This window comes from Candidatus Njordibacter sp. Uisw_002, assembly GCF_047730155.1.
Lineage (GTDB): Bacteria > Pseudomonadota > Gammaproteobacteria > Pseudomonadales > Balneatricaceae > Njordibacter.
Map to the genome: position 1 here is coordinate 1303860 of NZ_CP159832.1, position 12629 is coordinate 1316488.

General features: G+C 41.2%; 15 protein-coding genes. 3 read left to right on the plus strand and 12 right to left on the minus strand.

Annotation, left to right across the window (positions count from 1 at the left end; all coding sequences use genetic code 11):
• Positions 1–7: 7 nt before the first annotated feature.
• From ABXT42_RS06200 to ABXT42_RS06245, 10 genes are all read right to left on the minus strand, one after another.
• Positions 8–1042 (minus strand): phytoene/squalene synthase family protein, encoded by a 1035-nt coding sequence (locus tag ABXT42_RS06200; RefSeq protein ID WP_443627284.1) that lies wholly within the window; start codon positions 1040–1042, stop codon positions 8–10.
• Between the two features lie 170 nt (positions 1043–1212).
• Positions 1213–1542, minus strand: a complete 330-nt coding sequence (locus ABXT42_RS06205; protein ID WP_443627285.1) for a hypothetical protein — start codon at positions 1540–1542, stop codon at positions 1213–1215.
• Positions 1543–1623: 81 nt separating this feature from the next.
• Positions 1624–1821 carry a CPXCG motif-containing cysteine-rich protein gene (locus tag ABXT42_RS06210; protein WP_443627286.1) on the minus strand — a complete coding sequence of 66 codons (198 nt, stop codon included), beginning with the start codon at positions 1819–1821 and terminating at the stop codon, positions 1624–1626.
• A gap of 406 nt (positions 1822–2227) precedes the next feature.
• Complete coding sequence (locus ABXT42_RS06215) at positions 2228–2890, minus strand: HAD-IA family hydrolase (RefSeq protein ID WP_443627287.1); 663 nt, start codon at positions 2888–2890, stop codon at positions 2228–2230.
• Positions 2891–3052: 162 nt separating this feature from the next.
• Entirely contained in the window at positions 3053–3304 is a 252-nt protein-coding gene (locus ABXT42_RS06220; RefSeq protein WP_443627288.1) for a TIGR03643 family protein, read from the minus strand.
• 262 nt (positions 3305–3566) lie between these two features.
• Positions 3567–3911 (minus strand): toxin-antitoxin system YwqK family antitoxin, encoded by a 345-nt coding sequence (locus tag ABXT42_RS06225; protein WP_443627289.1) that lies wholly within the window; start codon positions 3909–3911, stop codon positions 3567–3569.
• Between the two features lie 4 nt (positions 3912–3915).
• The gene (locus tag ABXT42_RS06230) at positions 3916–4518 is read right to left on the minus strand and encodes a tetratricopeptide repeat protein (RefSeq protein ID WP_443627290.1); all 603 of its coding nucleotides are present in this window, start codon (positions 4516–4518) and stop codon (positions 3916–3918) included.
• A 193-nt stretch (positions 4519–4711) separates the two neighbouring features.
• A complete protein-coding gene (locus ABXT42_RS06235) occupies positions 4712–5050 on the minus strand; it encodes a hypothetical protein (protein ID WP_443627291.1) in 339 nt (112 codons plus the stop codon).
• Positions 5051–5055: 5 nt separating this feature from the next.
• Positions 5056–5493 carry a helix-turn-helix domain-containing protein gene (locus tag ABXT42_RS06240; RefSeq protein ID WP_443627292.1) on the minus strand — a complete coding sequence of 146 codons (438 nt, stop codon included), beginning with the start codon at positions 5491–5493 and terminating at the stop codon, positions 5056–5058.
• 340 nt (positions 5494–5833) lie between these two features.
• Positions 5834–6739 (minus strand): LysR substrate-binding domain-containing protein, encoded by a 906-nt coding sequence (locus ABXT42_RS06245; RefSeq protein WP_443627293.1) that lies wholly within the window; start codon positions 6737–6739, stop codon positions 5834–5836.
• 152 nt (positions 6740–6891) lie between these two features.
• Between ABXT42_RS06245 and ABXT42_RS06250 the strand changes: the two genes are divergently transcribed.
• The gene (locus ABXT42_RS06250; RefSeq protein ID WP_443627294.1) at positions 6892–7893 is read left to right on the plus strand and encodes an NADP-dependent oxidoreductase; all 1002 of its coding nucleotides are present in this window, start codon (positions 6892–6894) and stop codon (positions 7891–7893) included.
• A gap of 366 nt (positions 7894–8259) precedes the next feature.
• On the plus strand, positions 8260–8742 hold the full coding sequence (locus ABXT42_RS06255; protein ID WP_443627295.1) for a hypothetical protein: 483 nt from the start codon (positions 8260–8262) through the stop codon (positions 8740–8742).
• A 32-nt stretch (positions 8743–8774) separates the two neighbouring features.
• On the opposite strand, the gene ABXT42_RS06260 is transcribed toward ABXT42_RS06255, so the two are convergent.
• Both ABXT42_RS06260 and ABXT42_RS06265 read right to left on the minus strand, forming a co-directional pair.
• Positions 8775–9167: an MAPEG family protein gene (locus tag ABXT42_RS06260; protein WP_443627296.1), complete on the minus strand. Its 393-nt coding sequence runs from the start codon at positions 9165–9167 to the stop codon at positions 8775–8777.
• Between the two features lie 456 nt (positions 9168–9623).
• On the minus strand, positions 9624–9902 hold the full coding sequence (locus tag ABXT42_RS06265; RefSeq protein WP_443627297.1) for a hypothetical protein: 279 nt from the start codon (positions 9900–9902) through the stop codon (positions 9624–9626).
• Positions 9903–10971: 1069 nt separating this feature from the next.
• Here ABXT42_RS06265 and ABXT42_RS06270 point away from each other — a divergent pair.
• A complete protein-coding gene (locus ABXT42_RS06270; protein ID WP_443627298.1) occupies positions 10972–12477 on the plus strand; it encodes a hypothetical protein in 1506 nt (501 codons plus the stop codon).
• The last annotated feature ends 152 nt before the right edge of the window (positions 12478–12629 follow it).

The window sequence follows — 12629 nt, forward strand, 5'->3', positions numbered from 1 at the left end:
TGTTTTATTAAGGTAAATCTCGGGCTATACGTTTAAAGAATAACTTAACCAAACTATTGCTACGACCAATAAAGTGGGTCACTACAAAAATGGTTTTAACTTTATTACGGGATATTTTAATTTGTGAACTTTGTTGGAAATCTGGCTGCTTATAGATGTTCTTTAACGTTAGTAACGCCATACCAATAGCCCACAAGCAAAAATTACGGTAGCCCTGCTCGGCCTTTGGGATCAGTAACGTGTATGTTAAGGCGTCTTGCAGATGCCCGTGGGCAATAGCTACAAGCTCCCTCACGCCTTGGTGAAAATCAGGGTTAGTGCGTTGCTTAGATAAATCCTGCAATTGAATGTTGTACTTACTAAAAACATCTTGTGGTAACCAGCAAATCTCACGGCCTTGGTCTTGCCAAATATCTTTGAGAATATTGGTCATTTGTAAACCTTGGCCAAAAGACACCGACAAAGGCATGAGCTGGGCCTTGTTGTCTTTGAATCCTTTTGAGTAATCGCAGTAGAGCAACGTCAGCATTTCGCCTACTACACCTGCTACATGGTAACAATAGTCGTTAAACGCCGGCATATTAGGCAAGCCCGAATGAGGCTGGTGAGCTTGGTAGTGCATCATACCTTGCACCATAGTGGCGACACATTGCTGAATAATGCTTTGCTGAGCTGGGCTGAAGGCGCGAAACAAACGCAAGATGCGCTGACTGTTGGCAATCAAATCAAGCTCAGCCGGCGCAGTATCACAGTGCAAATGGGGCTGTAACTCTGTCACCCAAGCATCCGTGGACTCTTGACTGCTTAACAAGCCTGATAGTTGGTCGCTAAAATGTCCTTTCAAAGCTAAGGCAAGCTGCGGATCATCTTCAATGGTATCTGCCATACGACACCATAAATAAGCATTGCCCACCACGTGCACAAGCTCTTTTGATAATTGTGGAATGGTTAACGCGAAGGTACGTGATACCCCCTGCAGAATGTAGTCTTGATACTGGCTGTCGGTATAGTTACTGGTATCTGTTAGACGAAATCTTTTCATGAGCCAAGTTTAACCGATTATGGCTAACAAAGGGGATTTCACATGACCAATATACTGAGCCCAAAACTATCTGGATCGATACCAGTGATCACTAATCTTTATGATTGAGCACACAGCACCGCTTCATCGCTGCGTAAAACTTAACTACAATTGTCTACCTGTAAGATGTGTTAACTATGGAAAGATCTTCTTAGCCGTCTAAGTCCCCAGGCAATAGCTAAACCCACACCATAGATTAGGCAGTTTACATTCACGATTATAATGATCATGACAAATGCAAAGCCAAAATCCATTGTTGGCAAACTCATAAGAACAGTAATCAACGTTTGAATAACAACAAAGACTAACCAAACCTTCTGCCAACCATTAAGTTTATTCCACGTCGTTTTTGCTAAAGGTGGATTATTCTTGGGTTTATGTTTACTAACGCCTTCATAATAAATTTCATCTATTGCATCTATTGCAGTATGAACATAATCTTCAGGTTTGGTTTTATTCATTGTCTGCTAAATACCTTTTTGATGCCCATATCACTTACCTTACCCGTCTAAATAAACGTTTGAAACGTTTCTTTTACTGCTTTAAAAAGCCTCATCATCACTATAAACACGGACCGAAATTTCACCATTAACACTTTCAGACACCACGAAATTGATGGGCTGACAGCACACTTGGCAATCTTCGATGTACTGCTGGTCTAAATCTGATGGGTCCACTAAAACGCCAATAGTCTCGCCACAATATGGACAGCCTACGAAGGCTTCAGTTAAATGATTCAATGTCGATTATTCCTTCTTTGTTTACTAATTTTCTACACTTTAAGTTATCTGTATTACTGCTAGATAGTCAATTTTTTATTAAATTCGTAACCCAGTATTGTTAACACATTAATCGCTATGTTTTGCAAAGCCTTCGTCTGGGCTTCTACCAATGTGATATATTTTTGATAGCCAGTTAAAAATGATTTCGCCTTATCTAATGACACCCTATCTGCATCACAACAAGTTCCAAAAACCATCATTCCAATATCAAATAAGCGGCAGCAATAAGTGGCTCGTAACCTCTTCGTGAAATAAACCAGTGGATTAAAATATAACTGAGTGAAGTGAAGAGCCATTACGCTCCACATCACTCACTGCTTCGATTCGCCATTAAGCTATTAAGCTATTAAGCCCGCTTAGTACTTTAGTGGGGCATTAAATGATTAGGAGCAAGCTTATCTGTGACAAGTACAGCGCCCTTAAAATCTAGTGCGTCTGCAAAGGCTCCTGGAAAAGCAATACAACTAATACCAGCTGCTAAAGCAGAACCCATGCTAGCCACTGTATCTTCTATGGCTATACAGTCTTGTGCTTGAAGGCTCATGTCTGAAAGGGCTTTTTGGTAGATATCTGGGTTTGGTTTAGCTGTCGCCACCATTTTATCATTGCCTACAAAACTAAAATCGCTCCGCTTTATCTGTCCGTCTAGGGCAATAAAAACAGCATCAATATTAGCTTTAGACGTACTGGTGACGAAAGCTAATGACAAGTTATGTGCTTTTGCATGACCAACAATATTAGCAACACCTGGGCGCAATAATAAAGATTCTTTGGACATTAACGAATCAAAAATTTCAGTCTTGCGCAGGTGCAACTGTGATGCATCTACATCCATGCCACACTGGGTGGCAAAGTCTTCAATTCGGCCACGCCCACCAGACTTGGTAAGTAAATCCTTATAAACTTCAGCACTCCAGTTCCAATCCAGTCCAGCTTCAGCAAATGCTTGGTTGAATGCACGACGCTGTAAATCAGAGGTTTCAACTAAGGTACCGATAGATCCAAAAAAAATGGCCTTAACCGTCATAATATTTGCCTTTTGTATTAGCTTTACCCGCGCATAGAAACTTTAGGCGAGCGAAAATCAGTCCACCATCATAGCTTAGCTCTTAGGTGTTTGTTGGTAAGAAATAAATGTGAAAATAACTGCCTATTTTTGGAACACGTTAGTGCATCCTGTGGTGCCCTGCTAACGTTGTTTATATTGCGTAGGACAATGGCTTCTGGTCACATCGTCACTTCTAAGCTTGACATGCTTAGTCGCACGTCCACTCACTCTTTCTCGCCATAGCCTAAAACTTCGCGGCTTTAAGTTGCGGCGCATAAACTTGATTACGTCTGACTCATTCATGCCAAATAGCCTTTCAATGGCTTCAAACGGGGTACGATCTTCCCATGCCATTTCGATCACTCTAGATTGCTCACTTTCTAAAAGTAACATAAAAGGATTCCCAAATTATTCACAAAAAAGTTTTTAATTTACCTATGTAATTTTATAGATAAACAGCGACTGATATATTATCTTTGCTTCATAGACCCCATGTCAAACTTATTCTAGGTAGGGAATGTTTTTCATTTAAGGCCTCAAAAACAATATAACAAGCACAAGAAACAGACCTATCTGTACTTCAAAGGCTCAGCACTACAAAATGGTTTTTTTAAAGCGGTGTCTTAGGCTAACCTTTGATTAAATTACTAGGCACTCAATCACTAATTTTTACACCATTTTTGAAGGTTCCTGTCCACTCTTTTACTAAAGTTCCATCTTTACGGTAACCAACCCAATCTCCATCATACATCCCGTTATTGTAGTTACCTTTGCTAGATAACTGACCATTACTCCAGTACCACAGCCACATACCTTCTTTTTTACCGTTTTTTAATGACCCTTGCTCAAGCCCAGTTATATTGCCGTTAAACGGAACATCAGTGGACTTTTCATAGTAAAGACCATCACGCAAAACTAAATCATCTATCGTTTCACTCCAGCTTGGTGAAGGCAAAAGTGATATGAATAGTAGGCTAAGAAATATATTGGTTGATTTCATTAATCTAACAGTCCGTGTAGGTGCTTTCTAGGCAACGTGAAGACATCTTCTGTGCCTTGTTGATATGAGAAATACTCATTTCATCAGTAACATTTTCTTTAAGACCATTGGCGATCTCATCACCATTTTGTGCAGCTAAGTTAAACCACATATAAGCACGAATATTGTCAGCCTGCACACCGTTGCCAGTGTAGTAAATAAGCCCCAGTGTAGTTTGAGCCTCACCAAACCCCTGCTCAGCAGACAAAGTGAACAACTTTGACGCAGTCTGAGCATTCGCTGGAACACCTTCACCTCTAGCATACATGCCTCCTAGTTCATATTGGGCTTCAGCAAAACCTTGCTCAGTAGCTAGAGTAAGCCACTCCACAGCTGTCTTATCGTTCTCTAAGACACCGTTACCATTGGCGTACATAACACCCAAATTATTTTGAGCAATAACATGACCCTGCTCAGCCAAAGGAACCCAATGCGCTAAAACAGTTTTAAAATCACCTAACGCGAGCGCATTAAGGCCTTTGTTAAAATCACCAGCTGAGGCTAAAACGGCACCACTGGGCAACAGCAGTGACAGCATTAAACCTATAAGCTTTATTTTAATACTCATGTTGCGTCCTTGAAAATTGTAACGATTACTTTAGATCTTACTGCCATCAACCTGGCATTGATATAGGGAACTTCTGATTTTAAGTCTCAGTCCTTTGATGACTGGCTCTTAATAGCCGCTAGCACAACAGTCTGGCTGTCTTTGAAGAGGTCTATGGGAGGGAGTAGTAACTATTATTCTGGCTTTGATACCACTATGTTTTGAGAAAAACATTTAGCTTTAAATCTGCAGGTAGGCATCGACGAGCCGTCACCTGTGCTTTATTTATTTGAGTAGGCGTCATTTTATTCGTAATACGTTCCCTATCCACACCAGCCTGCATATTACCCTTATGTTCGGCTATAAAATACCACATATAGGCATTCACATGATCTGTGAAAACCCCAATACCTTTCTCATACATTGACCCAAGTTTCCATAGAGCCATCGCATTCTTTTCTTCAGCAAATACAGCGGCTAAATGATCGTGCTGTGAAGAGATTTTGGAGTTGGTTTCTGTGAGGATTATAGATTCAGTTTTTTTGGCTGCCATTTTGTCTATGGTCGCTCTAAACAAGAAGTGAGTTGATCTAAATCAATTTTGAGTGCTTTTGATATTTGAACTATCTTGTTTAACGATGGACTTGCGCTACCCCTTTCAATTTCACCCATATACCCCCGGTTGATACCTGCCATAGCCGCTAGTTCATCTTGGGTAAAGCCCTTATTCTTTCTTGCATTGCGCACTCTTTTTCCGAATTCAATATTATGATTCATGAGAGCCTTCCATTTAGGATGTTTAATTACAGCATACGATTTAATTTGTTCAAAAAGGTTAGGCTTTACTGGGGGGGCTTGAGATTCGTTTTCGGTAGAAAAACCCAAAGAATTTCCTTTGTGACAGGGGTCAGTGATCAGGCGTGTAGGCAAAGTAGACGAAAAGGCATCCGTAAATACAATATGCCAATCCCATTGCAATTCTTGCATCCAGGCCATTTTCTTGCACCTAAGCTTTGCAAAATAAAAATTGTTTAGGCCCAAATTCATCATTTTATACCTTAGTTTTCGTCTTTCGAGAGTACATTATTTTTTTCTAAATTAAAACTGGATATACCCAGTAAAACTTTGCCCAATTGGTAGTGCTATCAGGCTACGTTTATCCACACAATATCGAAATCTTCACTGATGCTTAGGCCTTTGCTTAGAATATATCGGTAGCAAGGCAAAGCTATAGTGGCACTGCGCGAGAGATATGCTTGACAGGCACACTCAAAAAGCCCTAGCTCAGTTGTATTGATTATCAGCGCACTCAATAGTTCATAGTGCAATAATGCTCCTAATCAACACGCAATTCTTTGATTAAAAAATCCACTGCTACTTTTACTTTTTGTAGCTGATATTTGGGCCTAACGTACAACAAATAGATACCTGCGTCTTGCTCTGTGTTTATCATTACTTGCGCATCACTTAAGTTAATCACCTGTAACTGTTTAGTACTTAGTTCCTCTTTAAGTCCCCATTCTGGCAGCAAAGCAATGCCTTCACCGCCAACTACCGCTTTAAGTATACCCGCACCATGATTACTGATCATATTGGCTTTATTTTGCAACTGTAGCCATTCGCCATTAATATTTACTTGCCAAAACAGCACTGCGTTTGGTCCTCTGTAATACAAAACTCGATGACTACTAAGCTGCGCTAAGTTTTGTGGCACGCCATGGGTATCCAAATATTTAGGAGATGCCACTAGTAAAAATTTATTGCCTGAGAGTTTACGAGACACCACTCTGCCTTCAGGCTCTCCTCCTTCTCTAATAGCAATGTCTATTTGATCGCGGGTAAGGTCTGTCACCTGATCGGTTAAATGTATGTCTAAGGTGATGTCAGGGTATTGCTGCCTAAATTTAGCCAAAACGGGCGTTAAGCATGCTTCACCATAACCTGGCGTAGCGGTGATGCGTAATGTGCCAGAGGGTATTTTTGTATGCAAGCTCACTAGCTCGTCTGCATGGCTCAAGGTGGCCACAGCGCCCTTTACTTCATCGTAGTACAAAAGGCCTTGCTCAGTGAGCCGCACGACCCGAGTTGAACGCTGGAATAACTCCACACCCAGCATTGTCTCTAAATCTTTAATTCGCCTAGACATAGAAGACACAGGCACACCAAAGGCTTTTGCGGCTTGGGTAAAGTTTGACGTTTCAACGACTTTTAAAAAATAGTGAAGAGCGCGCAGTTTGTCCATTTTTTCTACCTTTTGTCCTGCCTGAAAATCATGCTTATTATTGCTATTTAAACAAATATATTTCTCATTTAGAGCCACTACAAGAATTATATCAAGATACTATAATAGTTTTTAGCAACAAACCATCCACAAACCCAACACGGAAGAATCCAATGAAAGCGTTAATGATGACAAAATATGGCAGCATCTCGACCAGCCTAGCTTTTCAAAGCGTAGCTATGCCAAAAGCTTCCCCCAATCAGGTGGTCATTCGAGTGTGTGCATCCAGCATTAACCCAATAGACTACAAAATACTCAGGGGAGATTTTAAAGCACTCTCTAAAGTGCAATTTCCACAAGGTATTGGCCGTGATGTAAGCGGCGTGGTGGTAGAAGTAGGCAAGCAAGTTCACCACTTTAAGGTTGGAGATGCTGTTTTATCTCGCATAGACGAATCACTTGTGGGGACTATCGCCGATTACGTTGCCTCAGAATCTCATCACACCACATTAAAGCCAGAGCAACTCACCCACGAAGAAGCTGCAAGCATACCTTTAGCTGGTCTAACCGCCTTACAAGCCTTAGTGACTACTGCCAACTTAAAAGCAGGTCAAAAAGTATTAATTCATGCAGGCTCTGGTGGTGTTGGCAGTATTGCTGTCCAACTTGCAAAAAGCATTGGCGCCTTTGTAGCAACCACTACCAGCACGGCAAATGCAGAGCTAGTAACAAAACTTGGTGCAGATCAAGTGATCGATTACAAACAAGAGAATTACTTAGAACAGGTGAGTGATTTTGACGTGGTATTTGACACACTTGGTGGTGACTATACTCTGGATGCCTTTAAGGTGATTAAAAAAGGTGGCAAAGTAGTTTCTATAAGCGGTGAAGTCGATGACATCTTAGCCCAAGACCTTGGCCTGAATCTTATTATTCGCACCATCCTAAAGCTTAAAGCTAGAAAAATAGTCAAAGCTGCAGCCAATAAACAAGCCATGTACCGCATGATTCTTATGAGTCCAAATGGGGCGCAACTTGCTGAATTAGTCGACTTGTATGTCAACAAAAAAATAAAGCCAGTAATTGATTCAGTCTACCCATTTACCAAAAGTATTGAGGCACTGGAACACTTATTAAAAGGCCGCGCTAAAGGTAAGATACTGATCAAGCACTAGATCAAGGCCGACCGCCAGACTATGCTTCACCAACGCTCATTAGAGGCAGTGCTTTGGCCCCTAGAGGCACTTGTGGGGTGTGTGTTTCTCAGTTATTACTGGCGGCTTCAGTAACTTGCCAGCCCTTGGCTTGCTGATGTGTGCTGTGTACACTGTCCATATATCAGCATTGTGGCCAAATTAAGTGCACCATTAAATGTTTAAGTGCTGCATGAGAGAACATGCAAACGTTATTGAAGAAAGTGGCTATTTAAGGAAGGCTGTGATTAAAAGATAAAGACACACTATTCAACTTTTGCTCGGCGCAAATTCAGTCTAAACCTTGGCGTTATTTCTCTTGCTTTGGCTATTACAGGAGGAAAAATAATGGCCGGTGACACTTTGCAATCTAGCCAACTAACCCTTGAAGAAAGCCTTGAGATTGCTCTGAGGGCGATTGGGTCTGATGTGACCAAGGCTGTTGCTGATGATCTTGCAAAAGGTGTGGTTGGTTTGCCCACTTTAAATGTCCATTTGCGCAATGCCAACATGACAGCTGCTGATGCAAAGACCATCGCAAACGCTTTGGATAGAACACCCGTTTTTGAGCTGGCTAGGCTTGGTTCATTTAGTTTGAGTTACAATGCCATTGGTGACGAAGGGGCCAAAAATTTAGCTAACTCTTTGCCTGCTACTTTGACAGAACTTGGCTTGGTCGGATGTTCGATTGGCGATCGAGGGGGCAAAGCAATTCTAGATTGGGCAAAGCATGCTAGTGGATTGCACATGATCTGCATTGAAGACAACAAGATGTCAGACGAAATGCGCAAACACTTTGGTCGCTTAAAAGGCGTGTCAGTATTTGTATAATAATACCTTTGCATGCATTGTTTAAATAAAAGCTAAGCCCATGCAGGGCTGCATAATAAGGCTAACGAGCTGATAAACCCAACACCCCAAACGATCGTGCGCAAGGTTGCCCTATCGTTTAAATAATAAAAAATATAGGCCACCCTTGCAACAATGTATGCAATAGCCAAGTAGTCAATCGCACTTGATACTATGCCAGTCGCCGTGGCAACGAGAATACCTGTCGCAAAAAGGGGAAAGCTCTCTATTTGATTTTGGTGCGCTGCCAAGGCGCGTTTACCCAACCCACTTAGGCTGGCCTGCTGTTCTCTTGGGTTATTGTTATCGTAGCCTTCAGGGCTTTTGTGCTGTGCCCGAAACAATGGCGTCTTTGAAAGAACATGAAGTAATCCTGCTATAAAAAGACACCATAATGCGATCGACATGTTTTAACTCCGTACAGTTTAATGGATAGAAAATAACGCATTAATAAGGGCTTCCAGATCAGGAGTGCCGCTTACTTATTTTGTCAGCTGGGTTACTAAAGAAGATGCCTGCCTTTACTTAAAATATATTGTTACGCATATCCTCTAAGATGACATCCTGATATTTACTAGCTCTCTTTCTCTGTTCTACTTCCAGCGCCTCAATGTGTAGAGTATGTGACTACTGCTGGTCTTGTAGCAGTGACACTTGTTCTGCAGCACCATTTGATGTCTCAAGTAACTGATGTGTATACACTGAGTGCCTCCTCACCTACTCTCACGCAAACTTTAACATCCACTGACTTAACTTATCAACACTATAACCATCGCCATAGCCGCGACCAACAAGCTGTAATAACCAACCTCCAAGATCAATCATATCCACAGCAGCTTCTACTGCCTTAGTCGATTTGTAAACTAATTAATGTGATTTAGTCCTACAGTACCCACCACAGCTGTCATTGAAATAATGTCTGGATTGGCCATGCGTTTATCTCTTGCTGCATCGGCATCGTCCATAGCCTGCTGGCTTCCATAAATAGACACCGCAATTAATGTATTGCCTTCACTTTGAATGCTTATCAATTGTTCTGCGGTCGGAAAATCTTTAACAGCATTACTTTGATATGACTGCGCCATAGTATCCGCCACTTGCTGTGACTTGAAAACTACTGTGGTTATTCTTACTATTGACATTATTTGCTCCTTAAACTGTAGTTTAGATCAGCCATTTGACGACCGATTTAATCAACCTAAGCAGCATCATGCGACTCAGACTTACTTTGACACTACTCCGTTTTCAGCGAAATACTAGTACAGTTGTGTTACTAGATGTTAACAGTGGTTATTAAACGCACTAATTAAAAACGCTAGGAGCCTGTATTAAACTTTATAAGTCTAGTAAAGAAGCAAGTGACACAAGCTAGTATCCCCTACTCTATCTTAAGCATTCATTGGCTTAGCTTCTTAGTGCTATATCCATCGCCATAGCTTTGACCAACAGACTGCAATAACTTCTTACATCCACAGGAACACGCCTGTGGAAGCAATAATACCGTTGCGAGTAGTCAAATAGTCGTTTGAAATGTATGTATGTAAGAATGAAATGCACCTCACCAAAAAATTGGCCATGGAATACCATAGGTGAATCACGGTCAGTGAATTAAAGGCTTACAATTCAATACTTTAAGTGTGCACGATAAGTGCTAGAAGGTGACATCTGCTATAATAGCAATGTCTAAAATGGTGCGGACGGAGAGTCGTTACGCTCCGCTTCACTCCATCACAGTTCGCTACGCTCACTGCTCAGTCTCACCCTTAAGACACGCTAGTGGTGCCTTAGTAAGGATTCAGTAGTTGTTAGACATACCGTATCCAGTGACTCTCTCACACCCTTAGTTCACTGTCAAAGGACTAAAAACGTCTACTAGAATGTCTACCACTCACTTAAGCAGCATAAGTGGCACTTTAGTATCCTCAGGTAAACGTAGGGGAACGGGAGGGGTGGATGATCTGCTGTTATCTTTAGCTGCCTGACAGACACACAAAAGAATGATTTTAAACAAGTCATTAAAAATGAAAGTTTGTACAGCAGGTGGCTAGGGTCATAGGACTATAAAAGGCTCACGTCTAGCGTAAGGACACATAACAAGCATTAGATCTGACGGTTGTTGACTGCTATAGTAATTGCCCCACTCGGGTCGTTTATGGCTGAGTCAAATACGGATATAGTAGATTAGTTAATAGTCACAGGGAGTGGAGCTGAATGAATAACAAGCGCTTTGATTGGTTTAGAGTGTTGCATAACAACGACTTAATGTCCTTAGCTGATAAGCTAACAAGCCACGTTCTATCTACTTACAGTAATGGTTCTCAAGGTGTTAATGCAGATGCAAGAGAATCAAAGATCAGGCACACAAGTAGTGTTGTTACATCAGCTTTGTATAGTGCTTACTTTACTCGCTCACAAAATGAGCTATGGGTTAGCTATCCTCAATCTCCTCGCTCATACAGCACAAAAGACAACAAAAGTAACAAGATTAAACACTCTCATCGTATAGCACTTAAAGTTTATGAATCGCTTCACTCACTTGGCTGGATAAAGACTAAGCCAGCTATAGTTAAAAAGAACTACACTCTTGCCTATCCATCTTCCAGCCTGGCAAAAGAGTTCAATCGTATTGGATTCATTTGGATGCCACAGGAGTTAATACCTGAAGACTCTCTGGTTGAGTTAAAAGACGTAAAGAGACATAAGAAAACAGGCAAAGCTATAAGGACAAAGGGTAAAACAACTAAGTTCAAAATGCCTGTGCCATCAACTGACGAAGTTGTTCAACACAGACGCAATCTATATAAGATCAACCAGCACCTAGTTCGCCACTGTATTTCTATCGAACTAACGAATATTAACTTAGAGGTAATGGAAGTAGAGTTAGCAGAGAAGCATAAGAATCTAAAGAAGAGTTTTATCGACTTCACCTCAGTACAACTAACTCGAATATTCTCTAGAGGTTCAATGGAGAAAGGCGGTCGATTCTATAGAGGATGGTGGCAAGGTATACCAGAGAGGCACAGGCCACACATTAGGATCGATGGTAACAAGGTAACAGAAGTAGACTTCTCTGGCGTTGCACCTCGTATTATCTATGGGCAAGCTGGTGTATCCATACAAATAGATTTTGACCCTTATAATGTTGGCTTGGATGCATGGGAAGGTAAGAAAGACCATCGACGCCCTCTGGTTAAGGAGTTCTTAAATGCCATGATCAACGATGAGGATAATATCTATAGGCTTGGGTCAGCTGAAGCTAAAATATTAGGTTTAAACCACAAGCAACTACTAAAACAGATAGAGCTAACTCACGCACCTATTTATGAAAGTCTGCAAAGTGGTGCAGGGTTACACGCCCAGTTCATTGAGAGCATTATAGCTGAGAAGGTTATGCTCGATTTATTAGAACAGGACGTTGTTGTTCTCCCGATACATGACTCATTCATAATTAGGTTGGGGTTTGCTAATGACTTACGAGAGTCTATGCAGCGAAACTTTAAAGAAGTGACTGGATTAGATGTAGGGTTAGATACAGACATCGTTAAAGGAGATAACTCATTTGGCATGACAGCTGATGAGGTGGTTTTTAGGTCACAGCCTGTTGAAGCTAATATCTACTCATTAGCGGAAGCTGGTGCAGAGTACTTTGAGAAGGATTACTCCTTTGAAAGGGAGTTTAAAAGAGGTTGGAGTATGCACCAGAACAAGCATCACTGACTGAGCTTTATTAACGATGTTGTTAGGTTTAGAGAAGTTGCTTCCTATAATAGAGTAACTTAAGAATAGAGCTTAAGTAGATCGTATAGACTATCCATAATAGGTTCTTATAGTTGGTCATTAATAATAACTAAAAGAACGCTTAAGTATTG

Bases quoted from the DNA above. Each gene is read 5' to 3' on its own strand.
- ABXT42_RS06200 (WP_443627284.1), bottom strand. From the start codon at position 1,042: ATGAAAAGATTTCGTCTAACAGATACCAGTAACTATACCGACAGCCAG.
- ABXT42_RS06205 (WP_443627285.1), bottom strand. From the start codon at position 1,542: ATGAATAAAACCAAACCTGAAGATTATGTTCATACTGCAATAGATGCA.
- ABXT42_RS06215 (WP_443627287.1), bottom strand. From the start codon at position 2,890: ATGACGGTTAAGGCCATTTTTTTTGGATCTATCGGTACCTTAGTTGAA.
- ABXT42_RS06220 (WP_443627288.1), bottom strand. From the start codon at position 3,304: ATGTTACTTTTAGAAAGTGAGCAATCTAGAGTGATCGAAATGGCATGG.
- ABXT42_RS06225 (WP_443627289.1), bottom strand. From the start codon at position 3,911: ATGAAATCAACCAATATATTTCTTAGCCTACTATTCATATCACTTTTG.
- ABXT42_RS06230 (WP_443627290.1), bottom strand. From the start codon at position 4,518: ATGAGTATTAAAATAAAGCTTATAGGTTTAATGCTGTCACTGCTGTTG.
- ABXT42_RS06235 (WP_443627291.1), bottom strand. From the start codon at position 5,050: ATGGCAGCCAAAAAAACTGAATCTATAATCCTCACAGAAACCAACTCC.
- ABXT42_RS06240 (WP_443627292.1), bottom strand. From the start codon at position 5,493: ATGGCCTGGATGCAAGAATTGCAATGGGATTGGCATATTGTATTTACG.
- ABXT42_RS06245 (WP_443627293.1), bottom strand. From the start codon at position 6,739: ATGGACAAACTGCGCGCTCTTCACTATTTTTTAAAAGTCGTTGAAACG.
- ABXT42_RS06250 (WP_443627294.1), top strand. From the start codon at position 6,892: ATGAAAGCGTTAATGATGACAAAATATGGCAGCATCTCGACCAGCCTA.
- ABXT42_RS06255 (WP_443627295.1), top strand. From the start codon at position 8,260: ATGGCCGGTGACACTTTGCAATCTAGCCAACTAACCCTTGAAGAAAGC.
- ABXT42_RS06260 (WP_443627296.1), bottom strand. From the start codon at position 9,167: ATGTCGATCGCATTATGGTGTCTTTTTATAGCAGGATTACTTCATGTT.
- ABXT42_RS06265 (WP_443627297.1), bottom strand. From the start codon at position 9,902: ATGTCAATAGTAAGAATAACCACAGTAGTTTTCAAGTCACAGCAAGTG.
- ABXT42_RS06270 (WP_443627298.1), top strand. From the start codon at position 10,972: ATGAATAACAAGCGCTTTGATTGGTTTAGAGTGTTGCATAACAACGAC.